The sequence below is a fragment of the Rhodococcus sp. UNC23MFCrub1.1 genome, from assembly GCF_000686025.1.
Classification (GTDB): domain Bacteria; phylum Actinomycetota; class Actinomycetes; order Mycobacteriales; family Mycobacteriaceae; genus Rhodococcoides.
The window spans coordinates 195,950-212,749 of the sequence record NZ_JMLQ01000005.1 but is presented as its reverse complement, the minus strand read 5'-3'; the positions used below and the strand labels follow the sequence as shown (position 1 = coordinate 212,749).

General features: G+C 68.2%; 16 protein-coding genes. 10 read left to right on the top strand and 6 right to left on the bottom strand.

Features of this window, described 5'->3' with window-relative positions:
- Nucleotides 1-84: 84 nt before the first annotated feature.
- Nucleotides 85-783 carry a FadR/GntR family transcriptional regulator gene (locus BR07_RS0114470; RefSeq protein ID WP_027506059.1) on the top strand — a complete coding sequence of 233 codons (699 nt, stop codon included), beginning with the start codon at nucleotides 85-87 and terminating at the stop codon, nucleotides 781-783.
- 286 nt (nucleotides 784-1,069) lie between these two features.
- Nucleotides 1,070-2,503, top strand: coding sequence for a stealth family protein (locus BR07_RS0114465; protein WP_373425307.1), 1,434 nt, complete (start codon nucleotides 1,070-1,072; stop codon nucleotides 2,501-2,503).
- Nucleotides 2,504-2,590: 87 nt separating this feature from the next.
- Here BR07_RS0114465 and BR07_RS0114460 read toward each other — a convergent pair whose 3' ends face one another.
- The gene (locus tag BR07_RS0114460; RefSeq protein WP_027506057.1) at nucleotides 2,591-3,514 is read right to left on the bottom strand and encodes a phosphodiesterase; all 924 of its coding nucleotides are present in this window, start codon (nucleotides 3,512-3,514) and stop codon (nucleotides 2,591-2,593) included.
- Nucleotides 3,515-3,662: 148 nt separating this feature from the next.
- On the opposite strand from BR07_RS0114460, the gene BR07_RS0114455 reads away from it, so the two are divergent.
- Together BR07_RS0114455 and BR07_RS0114450 are read left to right on the top strand one after the other, a co-directional pair.
- Entirely contained in the window at nucleotides 3,663-3,872 is a 210-nt protein-coding gene (locus tag BR07_RS0114455; protein ID WP_027506056.1) for a heavy-metal-associated domain-containing protein, read from the top strand.
- The gene (locus tag BR07_RS0114450; RefSeq protein WP_027506055.1) at nucleotides 3,869-6,103 is read left to right on the top strand and encodes a heavy metal translocating P-type ATPase; all 2,235 of its coding nucleotides are present in this window, start codon (nucleotides 3,869-3,871) and stop codon (nucleotides 6,101-6,103) included. Before BR07_RS0114455 ends, BR07_RS0114450 begins: the two co-directional genes overlap by 4 nt.
- Nucleotide 6,104: 1 nt before the next feature.
- Here BR07_RS0114450 and BR07_RS0114445 read toward each other — a convergent pair whose 3' ends face one another.
- Complete coding sequence (locus BR07_RS0114445) at nucleotides 6,105-6,515, bottom strand: DoxX family protein (protein WP_027506054.1); 411 nt, start codon at nucleotides 6,513-6,515, stop codon at nucleotides 6,105-6,107.
- Nucleotides 6,516-6,606: 91 nt separating this feature from the next.
- Between BR07_RS0114445 and BR07_RS0114440 the strand changes: the two genes are divergently transcribed.
- On the top strand, nucleotides 6,607-7,587 hold the full coding sequence (locus BR07_RS0114440) for a sigma-70 family RNA polymerase sigma factor (protein ID WP_027506053.1): 981 nt from the start codon (nucleotides 6,607-6,609) through the stop codon (nucleotides 7,585-7,587).
- 21 nt (nucleotides 7,588-7,608) lie between these two features.
- Here the strand turns inward: BR07_RS0114440 and BR07_RS0114435 are convergent, their stop codons facing one another.
- Both BR07_RS0114435 and BR07_RS0114430 read right to left on the bottom strand, forming a co-directional pair.
- Entirely contained in the window at nucleotides 7,609-8,034 is a 426-nt protein-coding gene (locus BR07_RS0114435; protein ID WP_027506052.1) for a VOC family protein, read from the bottom strand.
- Nucleotides 8,035-8,141: 107 nt separating this feature from the next.
- A complete protein-coding gene (locus BR07_RS0114430) occupies nucleotides 8,142-9,134 on the bottom strand; it encodes an LLM class flavin-dependent oxidoreductase (RefSeq protein WP_027506051.1) in 993 nt (330 codons plus the stop codon).
- A 292-nt stretch (nucleotides 9,135-9,426) separates the two neighbouring features.
- Here BR07_RS0114430 and BR07_RS0114425 point away from each other — a divergent pair, with 292 nt between their 5' ends.
- Nucleotides 9,427-9,795 carry a histone-like nucleoid-structuring protein Lsr2 gene (locus BR07_RS0114425; RefSeq protein ID WP_027506050.1) on the top strand — a complete coding sequence of 123 codons (369 nt, stop codon included), beginning with the start codon at nucleotides 9,427-9,429 and terminating at the stop codon, nucleotides 9,793-9,795.
- Between the two features lie 19 nt (nucleotides 9,796-9,814).
- On the opposite strand, the gene BR07_RS0114420 is transcribed toward BR07_RS0114425, so the two are convergent.
- Nucleotides 9,815-11,053: an APC family permease gene (locus BR07_RS0114420; protein WP_027506049.1), complete on the bottom strand. Its 1,239-nt coding sequence runs from the start codon at nucleotides 11,051-11,053 to the stop codon at nucleotides 9,815-9,817.
- A gap of 147 nt (nucleotides 11,054-11,200) precedes the next feature.
- Here BR07_RS0114420 and BR07_RS0114415 point away from each other — a divergent pair, with 147 nt between their 5' ends.
- A complete protein-coding gene (locus tag BR07_RS0114415) occupies nucleotides 11,201-12,820 on the top strand; it encodes an AMP-binding protein (protein ID WP_027506048.1) in 1,620 nt (539 codons plus the stop codon).
- A 34-nt stretch (nucleotides 12,821-12,854) separates the two neighbouring features.
- Here BR07_RS0114415 and BR07_RS0114410 read toward each other — a convergent pair whose 3' ends face one another.
- The gene (locus BR07_RS0114410) at nucleotides 12,855-13,895 is read right to left on the bottom strand and encodes a type III polyketide synthase (protein ID WP_027506047.1); all 1,041 of its coding nucleotides are present in this window, start codon (nucleotides 13,893-13,895) and stop codon (nucleotides 12,855-12,857) included.
- A 90-nt stretch (nucleotides 13,896-13,985) separates the two neighbouring features.
- Here BR07_RS0114410 and BR07_RS0114405 point away from each other — a divergent pair, with 90 nt between their 5' ends.
- From BR07_RS0114405 to BR07_RS24685, 3 genes are read left to right on the top strand one after another with little or no spacing between them, the layout of a single operon-like run.
- Complete coding sequence (locus BR07_RS0114405) at nucleotides 13,986-15,071, top strand: PLP-dependent cysteine synthase family protein (RefSeq protein ID WP_027506046.1); 1,086 nt, start codon at nucleotides 13,986-13,988, stop codon at nucleotides 15,069-15,071.
- Nucleotides 15,071-15,871: a hypothetical protein gene (locus tag BR07_RS24690; protein ID WP_197027811.1), complete on the top strand. Its 801-nt coding sequence runs from the start codon at nucleotides 15,071-15,073 to the stop codon at nucleotides 15,869-15,871. Before BR07_RS0114405 ends, BR07_RS24690 begins: the two co-directional genes overlap by 1 nt.
- Before the next feature lie 10 nt (nucleotides 15,872-15,881).
- Nucleotides 15,882-16,724, top strand: a complete 843-nt coding sequence (locus tag BR07_RS24685) for an SGNH/GDSL hydrolase family protein (protein ID WP_037185966.1) — start codon at nucleotides 15,882-15,884, stop codon at nucleotides 16,722-16,724.
- Nucleotides 16,725-16,800 lie beyond the last annotated feature (76 nt).

Sequence of the window (16,800 nt, the reverse complement as noted above, 5' to 3'; positions counted from 1 at the left end):
CTCTAGCGCTGAGACTAGAACCGCGAATATCGTCCTGTGCACGTCCGATTTGCCTGACCACCATTCCTCGTTCACAGTGACGCCATGACCCTGTCGGACAGTTGGGCCAGCAAACAGGCCACGGTGACGCGCGTGGGGGCGGCCGAGGCCGTCCTGCGCGAGCTGCGTTCGGCGATCGAGAGCGGCGAACTCGAGGTCGGCACCAAGCTCCCGTCCGAGGCCGCTCTCGCGACGCGCTTCGGCGTGAGCCGGTCGGTGGTCCGCGAGGCACTGCGCTCGACCACGGCGCTCGGACTTACGGAGACGCACACCGGCAAGGGAACGTTCGTCCTGGCGAAGACCGTCGAGACCGACAGAGTCTTCGGCAACCATTCCGTCGAGTCCCTGCGCGAGGCCCGCCCGCACATCGAGATTCCCGCCGCCGCACTCGCTGCCGAACGGCGGACGCCGGAGCAGATGGACGCGATCCGCAGCCTGTTGAATCGGATGATCGCCGAGAACGATCCCAAGGAGTGGGTCCGTCTCGACGCGGAGTTCCATCTGCTCATCGCGACCGCGAGCGGCAACGACGTCTTCGCCGCCGTCATCACCGAGATCCGCGAGGCCCTGTCGCAGCAGTCCGAGATGGTGAACCTGCTGCCCGACCGTCGGCACCGGTCCAACGTCGAGCACGAGAGCATCGTCGACGCCATCGACTCGGGGTCCGGCGAGGCCGCGTCCGAGGCGATGAGCCGACACCTGACGCACGTGCAGGACGCACTCGGCCAGCTTCGCGGCCGATGACTCCCGTGGTCCGGACCCACCCTCGGCATCACTTAGAATGAGCAGGTCACAGCGCCGTACAGGCTCGCCCACCAGCACGTCGGGAAGGTCCACCATCACACAGCCGCCAGCCCTGCAGAACGTCGAGACGCCCGATGTCTACCTCGTCCCGCCCGACAGCGGCGAGATCGAACGGGCGCGCGTCGCGTCCGCGGCGTCCCGACATCGGTTGACCGAGCGCTCCGACATCGTGTGGGTCAAGGACAAGTTCGCACTGTCCATCACCACCACGACGCCCCACGAGGCGATGGTGGAGGACCTCCTGTTCGTCCGCGATGTGCTGGACGCGACCGCGATCGAGTACCTGCTCGTCCGCGGCAACGACGAGCGGCCCGTCATCGCCATCGACAGGCACGACAGGCCGACGTTGCGCGACGCCCTGGTCGCGGCCTGCGCGGACGAGCCGTTCTACTCCAAGCCGATGGACGTCAAGGGATCCCCGGCCCTGCTCATCGCGGACGGACTCCTGGCGTCGGCCACGCAGGCGCGGATCTTCCGGTTGTTCCGCCCTCGTGCGCACCGCCCGAGCGGGCTCTTCTACGGATCCGGCAAGGGCATCCAGATCGAACTGTGGGAGTTCTCGGACGACACGATCGTTCTCCCCGTCGAGAACTCGCTGACCCGACGCACCATCCGTCAGGACGAGGCGGTGCGTGGCACGGTCGAGCGCTTTGGCCGACACTGGCCGACCATCGAGAACATGTTCGCCGACCACGCGTCGGACATCGACTTCGACATCGACCTGATCTTCTCCTGGGTCGACGGCACCGACGTGGAGTGGCAGGCGGAACGCGCGGCGATGCTGCGTGAGGTCGTCGTGGGCGAGGGCGACGATCACGAGGCCCGCTTCCGCCAGATCGACGAACTCAAGTACGCCCTGCGCTCGGTACACCTGTACGCGCCGTGGATTCGGCGCATCTTCGTCGTCACCGACTCACCGAAGCCGGGGTGGCTCGACGATCATCCCGACGTCACGTTCGTGCGCAGCGAGGAGTTCTTCACCGACACCTCCGTGCTGCCCACCTACAACTCGCAGGCCGTGGAATGCCAGCTCCACCACATCGACGGTCTCGCCGAGCACTTCCTGTACTCGAACGACGACATGTTCTTCGGCCGCCCGGTCGGTCCCCAGATGTTCTTCTCACCCGGCGGCATCAGCATGTTCGTCGAGGCGGGAACCCGGATCGGACTGGGCGCCAACGACGAGCAGCGCAGCGGATTCGAGAACGCCGCGCGGGTCAACCGTCGCCTGCTCCACGACCGATTCGGTCGCATCACCACGCGCCACCTCGAGCACGCTCCCGTGCCGCTCCGGCGCAGTGTGATGTTCGAGCTCGAGAAGGAGTTCCCCGACGAGTTCGCGGCCACGGCCGCCAGTCGGTTCCGCGCGAGCTCCAACATCTCGGTGACCAACTCGCTGTACCACTACTACGCCCTGCTCACCGGCCGCGCCGTGGTGCAGACGCAGGCCTCGGTCAAGTACGTCGACACGACGATGCGCAGTGGACTGCGGGACATGGACCGCCTGCTCGCGAAGCGGTCGATGGACTTCTTCTGCCTCAACGACGGCAGCTTCCCCGAGATCGACGCCGACGAGCGCGCAGCGGCGGTGACGACGTTCCTGAGCACCTACTTCCCGGTGCCGGCGCCCTGGGAACACGCCGTCACACCGGTCGGCTGATCGCCACAGCTACGACTGCCGGCTGATCGCCACAGCTACGACTGCCGGCTGATCGCCACAGCTACGACTGCCGGCTGATCGCCACAGCTACGACTGCCGGCTGATCGCCTTCTGGGGAGCGTCGGCGATGACGACGCCGGCATCGTGCAGGCGCTGGGCGGCCTCGTCGGCCGACACGTAGGTGCCGACGGTGTCGCCCGTCCCGATGGGCACCACCGAGTGGACCACCGTGTCCTGGTACAGATGCACCAGGTTGTAGGCCTGCGCCCCGTCGCGCCCGCGTTGCGCACCCACCGGGACGTTGAGGTCCTGGGTATAGCAGGTGGCCGACGCCACCGACACCGGGATTCCGGCGAAGGTCGCGGACGTGGAGTAGTGCAGGTGGCCCGCGAGGATCGCCCGCACGTCGCTGCCCGCGAGCACCTCCGCGAGCGAGTCCTGGTCGCGGAGTTCCACCAACACCGCGAGATCTTGCACGCAGGGAACCGGTGGATGGTGCAGCGCGAGCACTGTGCCGTCCGGCGCCGGCATCGCCAGTTCTGCTGCGAGCCACCGCAACTGTTCCGCGGAGATCTGGCCGTAGTGGTGGCCCGGGACGGTCGAGTCCAACGTGATGACTCGCAGCCCACCGATGTCGTAGACCCTGTCCACGGGCTCGGTCGATCCGCGCTCGTCGAGCAGGCCGCGACGGAACGCCGCTCGGTCGTCGTGGTTGCCCATCGCCCAGATCACCTCGGACCCCAGGGCTGCGGCGACCGGATCGACCAGTGCGCGCAACGAGTCGTACGCGTCGGGCTCGCCCTTGTCCGCGAGATCACCCGTGAACACCAGAGCCTCCGGCCGGGCACCCGTCGCCTCGAGCTCCGCGAAGATCTGGCGAAGACGCGCCTCGCTGTCGACCGCGTCGTACAACTCGCCGGCGCCGACCAGGTGCGTGTCACTGATGTGCAGGAGGAAATGGTCCGGCCGTGGATGCTCGGCGGTGCGCCAGGTCTGCTCGACTGGCTCCATGAGTTCTCGCTTCCCAGTGCTCCCGGATCGGAGCTCGGTCACCCTGTGTGTACCGGGCTCGTCCACCCTAACCACAGGAGGTGTCGAGCCGCCGAACGCCGGGCGACACGGGGTTGACGGCATACCGTAGGGGGGTATGGTAGTTCTCATGACCACGAAGACTGTCACCGTCGTCGGAATGACCTGCCAGCACTGCGTCGCAGCGGTGACGGAGGAGGTGAGCGCCCTGCAGGGAGTCACCTCGGTCCACGTCGACCTCGAGTCCGGACGCGTCGATGTCGAGTCCGACACACCTGTCGACGACGCTGCCCTCGCAACCGCGGTGGACGAGGCCGGGTACGAGCTGGCTCAGCCGTGACCACCGGGGAGAAGGCCGCGAACATCCAGCTCGACATCGGCGGCATGACCTGTGCGTCGTGCGCCAACCGCATCGAGAAGAAGCTCAACCGCCTCGACGGTGTGACCGCGACGGTCAACTACGCCACCGGAAAGGCGAGCATCGCCACGGACGCGACCGTCGAGACCGGGGACCTCATCGGCACCGTCGAGAAGGCCGGCTACACAGCGACCGTGCACGAACCGCACCGACCGGCCGGCCCTCCCGCAGCCGAGTCCGATGCCGCCGCAGCCGAGTCCGATCCCCTGCGCACGCGTCTGCTCGTGTCGACGCTGCTGTCCGTTCCCGTCATCGCGATGGCGATGATCCCGCCGCTGCAGTTCGACAACTGGCAGTGGCTCTCGCTCACCCTCGCCGCGCCCGTCGTCGTGTGGGGCGGGCTGCCGTTCCACCGCGCCGCCGTCACCACCGCGCGGCACGGCGCGACCACCATGGACACGCTCGTGTCGGTGGGCACTCTGGCCGCCTTCGGCTGGTCGCTGTACGCGCTCTTCTTCGGCCACGCGGGCATGCCCGGCATGCGCCACGCCTTCGAGTTCACCGTCTCGCGTGGCGACGGCAGCGCGAACATCTATCTCGAGGCGGCGGCCGGCGTCACGACGTTCCTGCTCGCCGGTCGGTATCTGGAAGCGCGGTCCAAGCGCAGCGCAGGCGCCGCTCTGCGTGCGTTGCTCGAGGTCGGCTCCAGGAACGCGACCGTGCTGCGCAACGGCAGTGAGGTCAGCGTGCCCGCCGACGAGCTCGTGGTCGGAGACCGCATCGTCGTCCGACCGGGCGAGAAGATCGCCGCCGACGGCACCGTCGAGAGCGGCACGTCCGCCGTCGACGCCTCGATGATCTCCGGTGAGTCCATCCCCGTGGAGGTCGGTCCGGGCGCCACGGTCACGGGCGGGACCGTCAACGTGGGTGGCGCGCTCACCGTCGTCGCCGACCGCGTGGGCGCGGACACGCAGCTCGCGCGCATGGCCCGCATCGTGGAGGACGCGCAGAACGGCAAGGCCGAGGCGCAGCGCCTGGCCGACCGCATCTCGGGCGTCTTCGTCCCCGTCGTGATCGGTCTCGCCCTGGCCACCCTGCTGGGCTGGGTCCTCGTCAGCGGCAGCTGGTCCGCCGCGTTCACCGCATCCGTCGCGGTCCTCATCATCGCGTGCCCGTGCGCGCTGGGCCTGGCCACTCCGACAGCCCTGATGGTGGGCACCGGACGCGGCGCCCAACTCGGCGTCCTCATCAAGGGACCCGAGGTGCTCGAGCGCACCCGCCGCGTGAACACCATCGTGCTGGACAAGACGGGCACCATCACCAGCGGTGTCATGAGCGTGCAGTCCGTCGTGGGAGACGCTCGCGACGACGCGCTGCGGTTCGCCGCGGCGGCGGAGTCCGGTTCCGAGCACCCGGTCGCCCGCGCGATCGTCGACGCGTACCGGACCGCGCACGGAGAGCCCGTCGCCGCCACCGACTTCACCACCACGGCGGGACGCGGTGTCACCGCGACGGTCGACGGCCACCGCGTGGTCGTCGGACGCCCCGGCCTGGTGGGCGGCGCACTGCCCAGCGCTCTGCAGACGGCCTTCGAGGACGCCGAGGCCACCGGGGCCACCGCGGTGGTCGTCGGGTGGGACGACGAGGCCCGCGCCGTCATCGCGGTCTCCGACACCGTGAAGGAGACGTCCGCGCAGGCGGTCTCGGAGCTCCGCGCACTGGGTCTCGACCCGATCATGCTCACCGGTGACAACGAGTCCGCAGCCCGCACGGTGGCCGCCACGGTCGGTATCGACACCGTCATCGCCGGTGTGCTGCCGGAGCAGAAGGTGGACGCGATCCGCGAGCTGCAGGCGTCGGGCAAGGTCGTCGCCATGGTCGGTGACGGCGTCAACGATGCTGCGGCACTGGCTACGTCGGACCTCGGACTCTCGATGGGCACGGGCACCGACGTCGCGATCGAGGCCGGCGACCTCACGCTGGTGCGGGGAGATCTGCGCGTCGCGGTCGACGCGGTGCGCCTCTCGCGCGCAACCCTCCGCACCATCAAGGTCAATCTCTTCTGGGCCTTCGCCTACAACGTCGCGGCGATCCCGCTCGCGGCCGCCGGACTGCTCAACCCCATGCTGGCCGGTGCCGCGATGGCGCTGTCGTCGGTCTTCGTCGTCACCAACAGCCTGCGGCTCCGATCCTTCCGGTCCTCGGTGGTGTGACTCAGCCTGCGAGCAAGGCTCGGACTCGGCCGTCACGCAGCCAGAGTCCGAGCCACGCGGCGATGCCGACGTAGATCGCGAAGAACACCGTGCTGACGAGTGGCTGGTCGGTGCGCCAGTTCGTGATCACCGCTCCACCGAGGTAGCCGGTCAACAGGACGGCACCCAGCGGCGCGGTCCGCGGAATCACGTACAGGGTCACGATCACGAGGCAGACGACGCCGATCTTCGGGGCCATGTCGACGGGGAGTCCGAGTTCGGCGGACGCGTCCTTCACGACGTCCAGGTTCAGCAGATGGATCACGGCGTCGAACAGCATGAAGACGACCACCAGCGCGCTGACGATCCATCCTGCTCGAACGGCTCCGCGGGACGGTGCGGTGGTGGTGGCGCGGGTGAGGTGTGTGGTCATGTGACTGTCGACCGCGTACGCCACGGAAACTCATCACGAAGCCCCGAAATTTTCCTCGGCGAGTCGTCCCTGCGAGGACTATCCTCCTCGCATGACTGCGACGCAGGAGCTCGGCAACGACTTCATGACTCTCGCGGAACCGTACCGCCGCGAGCTCCTCGCGCACTGTTACCGCATGACCGGATCCATCCATGACGCGGAGGATCTGGTGCAGGACACCCTGGTCCGAGGGTGGAAGGGGTACGCGAACTTCAAGGGCGACTCGTCGCTGCGCACGTGGCTCTACCGCATCGCCACGAACACCTGCCTCACCTCGCTCGAGGGCCGCAAGCGCCGACCGATGCCGTCGGGGCTGGGTACGCCGTCGTCCGATCCGTCGGACGAGCTGGTCGAGCGCCACGAGATCGCGTGGCTCGAGCCGGCGCCGCCGTTCGGCGATCCGGTGGACGACGACCCGGCATCGCTGATCGGCTCGCGTGAATCGGTGCGGCTCGCGTTCGTGGCCGCGTTGCAGCATCTGTCCGCCCGGCAGCGAGCCGTCCTCGTACTCCGAGAGGTGTTGCAGTGGAGGGCGTCCGAGGTGGCCGAACTGCTCGGCACCTCCACTGCTGCAGTCAACAGCCTGCTGCAACGTGCGCGCGGCCAGATCGAGGCGATCATGCCCGACGAGAACTCCGTGTCCGAGCCGGAGTCACCGGAGACTCGAGAGTTGTTGCGACGCTACGTCGAGGGATTCGAGACGTACGACATCGACGGCATCGTGAAACTCTTCGCCGCAGAGGCGGTCTGGGAGATGCCGCCGTTCACCGGGTGGTACCGCGGCCCGGCCGACATCGGCGCCCTCATCTCGACGAAGTGTCCCGCGACCGGCCCCGAGTCGATGCGGATGATGGCGACCACCGCCAACGGGCAGCCGGCCTTCGGCCTCTACATGCTCGGAGAGGACGGGGTGCACCGCCCGTTCCAGCTGCACGTCCTCGAGATCATCGACGCCCGCGTCGCGCATGTGGCGTGCTTCTTCGATCTCACGCTGTTCGATCGGTTCGGACTGCCACCGGTGTACCCGGGCTGAGCCCGGGTCACCTGCCGCGGCTCACATGTCGGGAGGCGTGGCCTCGCCCGAGGCGACGGCCGGGTCCATCCAGGTCACTTCCCACACGTGACCGTCGAGGTCGCGGAACGACCGCCCGTACATGAAGCCGTGGTCCTGCGGATCCATCCAGTCACTGCCGCCCGCGGCGAGCGCCGCGTCGGCCATGGCGTCGACGGCCTCCTTGCTGTCGGCCGACACTGCCAACAGCATCTCGCGCGAGGTGGAGAGGTCCGCGACGTCGTCGCGGATGAAATCCTTGAAGCGCGGGACGTTCAGCAGCATCACGACGGCCTGCTCGTTGACGATCAGGCACGCGGTGTTCTCGTCGCTGAAGGTGTCGTTGAAAGAGAATCCCAGCGACGTGAAGAACGCGCGGCTCGCGGCGACGTCCTGGACGAAGGTGTTGACGAAGATCATGCCGGACATGGTGTCTCCTGGTGTGGTGTCGTCGGCCCCGGCGTCAGGGCCACTCACCACTACCGACACCGCCCGGGCGGAAAAGTCATCGCGCGGGCGGCGTCGGTCGTGCGGCGTCAGGCCGCGGTGGCGTGCAGGTGCTGCTCGGCGAGCAGGCGGTAGGAGAGCAGTCGCTCGTCGGTGTCGTCGATACCGCTGGCGACGATGACCTCGTCGGCCCGGGCGTGCGCGGCGAAACGATCGATGTAGTCCGACGCCTCCGCCGGCGTTCCGACGGCCGAGTACTTCACCATTCCCTGAATCTGTCGGCCAGCGGGCGAGTCCATGATCATGTCGACCTCCTCCTCGGAGAAGGAACGGCCGCGTCCCACCATCTGCACCACCCGGCGCCGCAGACCGGCCGTGAACAGCTCGTGCGCGCGAGCGGACGTCGGTGCGACCGTCGCGTTGACGGCGGCGATGACGTAGGGCTCGGCGAGCTGTGCGGACGGCTGGAACGTGTCCCGATAGACGGCCACGGCCTCCTCGAGCGAGTCGGGAGAGAAGTGCGACGCGTTGGCATACGGAAGGCCGAGATGTGCTGCGAGCTGAGCACCGAAGAGCGAGGATCCCAGAATGTAGAGCGGCACATCGGTTCCCGCGCCCGGCACTGCCTGCACTCCCGGAACCCGACTCGAACCCGACAGGTAGCCCTGGAGTTCGAGAACGTCCTGCGGAAAGGAATCGGCCGACGACGGGTCACGGCGCAGAGCACGCATGGTGGTCTGATCGGAACCCGGCGCTCTGCCGAGACCGAGATCGATACGGTCCGGATGGAGTGTGGCCAGCGTTCCGAATTGCTCGGCAATGGTCAGCGGAGAATGGTTAGGCAACATCACTCCACCCGATCCGAGGCGAATGGACGAGGTGTGCGCGGCCACGTGTGCGATGAGGACCGACGTCGCCGAGGACGCGATGGAGGGCATGTTGTGGTGCTCCGCGTACCAGACTCGCCGATATCCGCTCTCCTCCGCGAGGCGGGCCAACGCGACACTGGCATCGAAACTGCTTCGAGGAGTTTCACCCTCGCCGACCTGTGCGAGATCGAGTACGGACAGTGGTACGGCCACGTGCGTTCACCCTTTCGAGAAAAAGAAGACTTCTCAGGTGCGAACGCCCGCCCGGCGGAGAATATTTCCCGAGCCGCGTGACCTCGAACGACCGAACCGTGCGGTATCGAAGGACCGGCACGAGTACACGACATCGAACCGGAATTGGCGGTGACTCGCTAATCGGGCTTCGAGATGGATAAACTCTGGCGGAAGAACCGCGATGGTGGTCGGACCCACGAGTCGACGACGGCTCGATGAATCCATGTCCGGTTCGGTCGGGGAACTCATCATCGAAAGGAACCACAGCGTCATGGCGAAACAGGTCTTCGTGGAATTGGTCGACGATATCGACGGCGCACCCATCAAATCGGGTAAAGGGGAGACCATCGGTTTCTCGGTCGACGGTGTGGAGTACGAGATCGACCTCGGTGTGAAGAATGCCAAGGAGTTCCGCAAGCAACTCGATTACTGGGCCGAGCACGCCACGAAGGTGTCGTCACGTGGCAAGAAGGCCACGGCGAAGAAGGCGACCGGAACGGCGACGCAGGTCGGCTCGTCTCCGCGAGATCCTCTGCAGACCAGAGCCATTCGCGAGTGGGCGAATCAGAACGGGTACACGGTCTCGAGCCGCGGACGTATTCCGGCCGAGGTCGAAGAGGCGTACAACTCTGCCCAGTGACGTCAGGGCAGTAGTGATGTCATGACCGCAGTGCGCGCCGGCGCTGCAGCATCCACCGTCCGGCCGACCCTGCCGACAGAACCCCGATTCCGACCACCACCGCCGCCGCGGGCAGTGTGACCGCCAGCAGGACGCAGCCGCAGAGCCCGAGCATCTGCAGTGCCCGCGGCCACCGGCGATCGGAACCGGTCTGCGTGAATGCCGCGGCATTGGCCACGGCGTAATAGACGAGAACTCCGAACGACGAGAATCCGATCGCGTTCCGCACGTCGAGCGTGAGAACCACGACCACCACCACGGCGGCCACGGTGATCTCCGCGGCGCGCGGAACCGAACGGCGCTCGTCGACGTGCGCGAGGTATCGCGGCATGTCCCCTTCCCGCGCCATCGCCATCGTGGTGCGGCCGATTCCCGCGATCAGTCCCAGCAGGGCTCCGAGAGCCGCGGCCGATGCCCCGACGCGCACCACCGGGCCCGCCCAGTGTGCCCCGACCGCGTCCATTGCCGCGGCCACCGGAGCCGTCGAGCGCGCGAGTGCGTCCGCCCCGAGAACGTGCAGCAGCATCACTGCGACGGCCGCGTAGATCACGATCGCGCACGCGAGGGCGCCGACCACGGCGCGCGGGATGGTGCGCGCCGGGTCCCGCACCTCCTCTCCGAGCGTCGCGATGCGCGCGTACCCGGCGAAGGCGAAGAACAGGATGCCCGCGGACTGCAGAACGCCCACCGGACCCGAGGTCGCCGAGAACCCGGCGCCCGTCACGGTGGACGAGCCGGTCGCACCGACGATCAGTGCCGCGACGAGCACGACGAGCACCACCGCCACGAGCACGCGCGTGACCGACGCGGTGCGGGTGATGCCCAGGCAGTTGACCGCCGCCAGCGCCACCACCGCGATCACGGCGAGCGCCCGTGCGTGCTCGGGCCACGCGTACGCGCCGAACGTCAGGGCCATGGCGGCACAACTCGCGGTCTTGCCGACCACGAAGCTCCAGCCCGCCAGGAAGCCCCACCGGTCACCGAGTCGCGCTCGCCCGTAGGCGTAGGCGCCGCCGGACGTGGGGTGCACCGCGGCGAGCTGGGCAGTCGACGTCGCGTTGCAGAACGCCACGACGGCGGCGACGGCGAGCCCGACCAGCAGCCCGCCACCCGCGGCCGCCGCGGCCGGGCCGAAGGCGGAGAACACCCCGGCGCCGACCATCGACCCCACGCCGATGACGACGGCGTCGCGCGTGCTCAGTCGTCGTTGCAGCGGCATCGACGAAGCATAGGGACCCCCGGTGAACGCCGAACGAAACCACCGCCACTTCGATGAATCATGATTAACCGAAATCGGGGAAACCGCAGACGGGCGGCCGTCCCATGGATTACCGTCGCGGAGGTACCCGAGCCTCGAGGAGCGACTTTGTCACCGCAGACTTCCTACTCGTCCGGCCCGACCGACACGCCGCTGCTCGACGAGACGATCGGACGGAACTTCGATCGCACCGCCGCGCGGGTGGGCTCGTCGGACGCTCTCGTGGACGTCGCGTCCGGTCGCCGGTGGACGTACGACGAGTTGCGATCCGACGTCGACGATCTCGCCCGCGGCCTGCTCGCGCGCGGAATCCGTCGCGGGGATCGCGTGGGGATCTGGGCACCGAACTGCCCGGAGTGGACCATCGTCCAGTACGCCACCGCGAAGATCGGCGCGGTGCTGGTGACCATCAACCCTGCCTACCGTGCGCACGAGCTGCAGTACGTGCTCGACCAGTCCGGCGCCACCATGCTGGTGGCGGTCCGGGCGCACGGCACCTCGGACTACGCCTCGATGATCGACGCCGTGCGCGGCGAGTGCACCGATCTGGCCCACGTCGTGTACATCGGCACCGACGACTGGAGCGACCTCGTCACCGACGGTGAGTCCGTCGATGTGGACGAACTCGACCGGCGCACTGCCGAACTCGGTCCCGACGACGCCATCAACATCCAGTACACCTCCGGCACCACGGGATTCCCCAAGGGCGCGACGCTGAGCCACCGCAACATACTGAACAACGGCTACTTCGTCGGCGAGCTCTGCCATTACACCGAGGCGGACAGTGTCTGCATTCCCGTGCCGTTCTATCACTGCTTCGGGATGGTGATGGGAAACCTCGCCTGCACCTCGCACGGTTCGACCATGGTGATCCCGGGACCGTCGTTCGATCCGGCAGCGACACTGGCCGCGGTCTCCGCCGAGCGGTGCACCTCGCTCTACGGAGTTCCCACCATGTTCATCGCGGAACTGGCCGTTCCCGACCTGGCGGAGCACGATCTTCGGTCGCTGCGCACGGGCATCATGGCCGGATCACCCTGTCCCACCGAGGTGATGAAGCAGGTCATCGACGTCATGGGAATGGCGGAGGTCTCCATCTGTTACGGGATGACCGAGACCTCCCCGGTGTCACTGCAGACCCGCTCCGACGACACGATCGAGCAGCGCGTGTCCACGGTCGGACGAGTCGGACCGCATCTCGAGGTGAAGATCGTCGACCCCGTCACCGGGGAGACGGTTCCCCGCGGAGAGCCCGGTGAACTGTGCACACGGGGGTACTCCGTGATGCTCGGTTACTGGGACGACCCCGAGAAGACCGCCGAGGCACTCGATTCCGAGCACTGGATGCACACGGGCGACATCGGCACCATGGACGACGACGGCTACGTCGCCATCACCGGGCGCATCAAGGACATGGTGATCCGCGGCGGCGAGAACATCTACCCCCGTGAGATCGAGGAGTTCCTGTACTCCCACCCCGACATCCTGGACGCCCAGGTCATCGGTGTGCCCGACGACAAGTACGGCGAGGAACTGATGGCCTGCGTCCGTCTGCGTGAGGGCGCGGCGGCCATGACCGTCGACGATCTCCGGAGCTACTGCGACGGCCGCATCGCGCGATACAAGATCCCGCGCTACCTGCGCGTCATGGATGCCTTCCCCATGACCGTGACCGGCAAGATCCGCAAGATCGAACTACGCGAGGAAGCCACGCGCCTGCTGGATTGACGGAACGGCTGGGTCCATCGAACGGCTGGGGTGATCAGGCTGCGTGGAACAGCATGGTCTCGGCGGTGAGTCCGGGGCCGAACGCCATCGCGCATCCCGACCCGGTGTCACCCCGCTCGAGCATGTCCGCGAGCACGAACAGCACGGTGGCCGACGACATGTTGCCGTAGTTCTCGAGCACGCGGCGCGACGACGTCAGAGCGTCTGCGTCGAGGTGCAGCGCGCCCTCCACCGCGTCGAGGATCGAGCGACCACCGGGATGCACGGCCCACAGGTCGATCGACGAAGTCTCCGCCCCCGAGAGCACCGTCTTCATCGTGGTCTCGTCCAACGCGCGTGACAACGAGCCCGGCACCTTGCCGGAGAGCACCATGTCGAACCCCATGCCGCCGATGCGCCAGGTGATGAGGTCGCGGGAGTCCTCGATCATGAGGGCCTGGAAGGAGTCCATGGCCAGACCGGTGGACTCGGCAGTGACCAGCACGGCCGCGGCGCCGTCGCCGAACACCAGGAACGACAGCATCGTCTCGAGATCGTCGGTCTGCTGCATGTGCAGCGAGCACAGTTCGACGCTGACCACGAGCACCTTCGCGGCGGGCTCGGAGCGCACGATGTGGTGGGCGAGCTTGAGACCGTTGATGCCGGCGAAGCAGCCCATGAAGCCGACCTGGGTGCGCTCTGCCGTGGTGGGCACGCCGCACTGCTTCATGATCTCGAAATCGATTCCCGGAGTGTAGAACCCGGTACATGTAAGGACGATGAGATGGGTGATGTCCCCTGCCGTTTCGCCGAGGCCGAGCCCGTCGACGGCACGAACGGCGAGTCCGGGAGCGGTGCGCTCGAACTCCTGCATCCGCGCCTGCGTGTCGACGGCGTTGGGATCGTCGCCGTAGAAACTGGCGATGGACGGGAACGCGGACCACCGGTGCGAGATCTGCGCGCGATCCGCCATGCGGCGGAACAGCAATTGCTTACGTCGCAGCGTGAACGTGCTGTCGGCGTAGGCGACGAAGTCGTCGTGGACGTCGTGCTCGGGAACGGCGGTCGAGATGGCATTGATGTATGCGATCGTCACAGGTGCCTCTCGTGAAGGTGGGGGCTCGACAGGTCGAGTTCCCCCTGACCACCGCAGTCAACCACCGAGCGGGGCCGCGCGTCGGACAGAATGACCGTCATGAGAATCGAGGACCGTTCCTGGGTGGAGAACGCGCTGCGCATCGTCGAGGCCGACGCGAACCGCAGCGCGGACACTCATCTGCATCCCTTCCCACTGCCGGCCGAGTGGGGCATCGATCTCTACCTCAAGGACGAGTCGGTCCACCCCACCGGATCGCTCAAGCATCGGCTCGCACGGTCGCTCTTCCTCTTCGGCCTGGCCAACGGGGACATCGGGCCCCGCACCACGCTCGTCGAGGCGTCGTCCGGGTCGACCGCCGTGTCGGAGGCGTACTTCGCCCGGCTCATCGGCCTCGAGTTCGTCGCGGTCATGCCGGCCACCACCAGCCCGACGAAGATCGCGCTGATCGAGCGCTACGGCGGCATCTGTCGCCTCGTCGAGCACTCGGGTGCCGTGTACGACGTCGCGGAGGAACTGGGTGCGCAGAAGGACTGGCTGTATCTCGACCAGTTCACCAATGCGTCGGTGGTCACCGACTGGCGTGGCAACAACAGCATCGCCGCCTCCATCTTCGATCAGATGGCCCTCGAACGGTTCCCCGTCCCCACCTGGGTGGTGGTCGGCGCCGGCACCGGTGGCACCAGCGCGACCATCGGCCGGTACTGCCGCTACCGGCGCGTGCCCACCCGGGTGTGCGTCGTCGACCCCGAGGGATCCGCGTTCTTCGAGGCGTGGCGCGACGACACCCGCGACGCCGTCGGCACCGGATCGCGCATCGAGGGAATCGGTCGGCCCCGCGTCGAGCCGTCGTTCGTCCCCGCCGTCATCGAGCACATGGTGCAGATCCCCGACGCCGCCTCGGTGGCGGCCGTCCGCATGCTCGACCAGGTGACGGGCCTGCACGCCGGTGGATCGACCGGGACCAACCTCGTCGGCGCGTTCCGGTTGGCAGCGGACATGAAGGCTCGCGGAGAGCAGGGGAGCATCGTCACGCTGCTGTGCGACGGGGGAGAGCGCTACGAGGGCACCTACTACGACGACGCCTGGGTGTCGAGCCACGGCATGAACCTCGACGCACACCGCGCCTGCATCGACCACTTCCTCGCGACAGGCGTCTGGTCGGAATCCGTGTGATGACCCTCTACTCGGAGCTGCCCGCCCGCCGGACCCGCCAGGTGGTCGCCGACGTGGTGGTCGCGGTGTGGACCGTGGTCTGGATCCGGGTGGGCCTGGCGCTGCACGACGCGGTGATGGCGTTGGCGGCGCCCGGACGCGAGATCGCCGACGCCGGAAGCGGACTGGAGAACAACCTCCGGTCCGCGGGCGAACGGGTGTCCGCCGTCCCACTCATCGGTGACGACGTCCGCACACCGTTCGACCGGGCCGGGGACGCCGGCGCCGCACTACGCGGCGCAGGTGAGGCGCAGGTCGCGGCGGTCGAGGCGCTGGCGTCGTTCCTCGGTGTCACCGTCGCCCTGCTCCCCATCGTCGCGCTGCTGCTCCTGTGGCTGCCGCGGCGGATCCGCTTCGCCCGGCAGGCCACCGCCGCGGCGGCGCTTCTCCGGTCCGGCGCCGACCTCGACCTCTTCGCGCTGCGTGCTCTCGCGCGGCGACCGCTGACGGAACTGACGCACATCCATCCCGATCCCGCCGGCGCCTGGCGCGCGGGCGACCCCGCCGTGGTCCGCTCGCTCGCGGCGCTCGAACTGGCGGCGGTAGGGATGCGCGCACCCGGTCCCGACCTTTCGACGTCCGACGGCGCCACGGCCGTTTACGCTGAGTCCATGGCCGAGAAGACGACGACGAACGACTCCACCGACGAGCCCAAGGGCGGTCGACCCGGACCCGCCGATCAGGGCGGCGCCGGCGGTATGGCGACGCGGGAGAACGCACCCGACGTCGCGGAGTCGGAAGCATCGAACGACGCCGACTAGGACTGCGCGCATGTCGACACGCCGACTCGTCGTCGCAGTGGCGGCTGCCGCCGCCGCGAGCACTCTGTCCGCCGCTCCCGCGTCCGCCGCGCCGGCACCCGGTGCGTATGTCGCGCTGGGAGATTCGTTCTCCGCCGGCAGCGGAATCGCACCGCAGACACCGTCCGGGATCTGCGGCCGGTCCGCGGTGAACTACCCCACGCTCGTCGCTCGCGAACTCGGCATCGACACGGTGCGCGACGTGACGTGCGGCGCCGCGGAGAGCGAGAACCTCGCGGGACCGCAGACCGGGCTCGGCGGCGGAGTCGCCGCACCGCAGTTCGACGCGCTCGGTCCGGACACCACGCTCGTCACCCTGGGAATCGGCGGCAACGACATCCAGTTGGTTCAGCTCGCGGCGGGCTGTATCAGCGTGCTCCCGGCTCCTCTGACGCCGTCGTGCTCCGATCGTCCGGACACCTACAGCGACCGTATCGACGCCTTCGCCGCGACGTACGACACGATCCTCGACGAGATCGCCCGCCGGGCGCCGGCCGCGCAGGTGGTGATGGTCGGGTATCCCACCGGCATCCGGCCCGGTGGCTGCCTCGACTCGCAGCCCGTGCGGCCCGCGGACGCGACCTACCTACAGGCCCGCATCGATCAGCTCAACTCGGTGATGAGTCGCGCCGCCGCCGCGCACGACGACACGTTCGTCGACCTCGCGCCGACCACCCGTGACCACGACGTGTGTGCGGCCGACAGCTGGATGGTCGGCGCGGTGCCGACGTCTCCGGACGCGGTGGTGCCGCTGCACCCCACGGCGGAAAGTCACGAGAACACCGCGCGCGAGATCGTGGCCGCACTGCGCTGACGCACGGTGCACGACCGACTGCCTCGCTCGACCGCCGCCGTTGGTCATCGTGCTCACTCGGTCGGCTGTCTCTTGC

What these genes read in the sequence shown, in the direction of transcription:
- BR07_RS0114470 (WP_027506059.1), top strand. Translation starts at nt 85, where the DNA reads ATGACCCTGTCGGACAGTTGGGCCAGCAAACAGGCCACGGTGACGCGC.
- BR07_RS0114465 (WP_373425307.1), top strand. Translation starts at nt 1,070, where the DNA reads ATGGTGGAGGACCTCCTGTTCGTCCGCGATGTGCTGGACGCGACCGCG.
- BR07_RS0114460 (WP_027506057.1), bottom strand. Translation starts at nt 3,514, where the DNA reads ATGGAGCCAGTCGAGCAGACCTGGCGCACCGCCGAGCATCCACGGCCG.
- BR07_RS0114455 (WP_027506056.1), top strand. Translation starts at nt 3,663, where the DNA reads ATGACCACGAAGACTGTCACCGTCGTCGGAATGACCTGCCAGCACTGC.
- BR07_RS0114445 (WP_027506054.1), bottom strand. Translation starts at nt 6,515, where the DNA reads ATGACCACACACCTCACCCGCGCCACCACCACCGCACCGTCCCGCGGA.
- BR07_RS0114440 (WP_027506053.1), top strand. Translation starts at nt 6,607, where the DNA reads ATGACTGCGACGCAGGAGCTCGGCAACGACTTCATGACTCTCGCGGAA.
- BR07_RS0114435 (WP_027506052.1), bottom strand. Translation starts at nt 8,034, where the DNA reads ATGTCCGGCATGATCTTCGTCAACACCTTCGTCCAGGACGTCGCCGCG.
- BR07_RS0114425 (WP_027506050.1), top strand. Translation starts at nt 9,427, where the DNA reads ATGGCGAAACAGGTCTTCGTGGAATTGGTCGACGATATCGACGGCGCA.
- BR07_RS0114420 (WP_027506049.1), bottom strand. Translation starts at nt 11,053, where the DNA reads ATGCCGCTGCAACGACGACTGAGCACGCGCGACGCCGTCGTCATCGGC.
- BR07_RS0114405 (WP_027506046.1), top strand. Translation starts at nt 13,986, where the DNA reads ATGACCGTCATGAGAATCGAGGACCGTTCCTGGGTGGAGAACGCGCTG.
- BR07_RS24690 (WP_197027811.1), top strand. Translation starts at nt 15,071, where the DNA reads ATGACCCTCTACTCGGAGCTGCCCGCCCGCCGGACCCGCCAGGTGGTC.
- BR07_RS24685 (WP_037185966.1), top strand. Translation starts at nt 15,882, where the DNA reads ATGTCGACACGCCGACTCGTCGTCGCAGTGGCGGCTGCCGCCGCCGCG.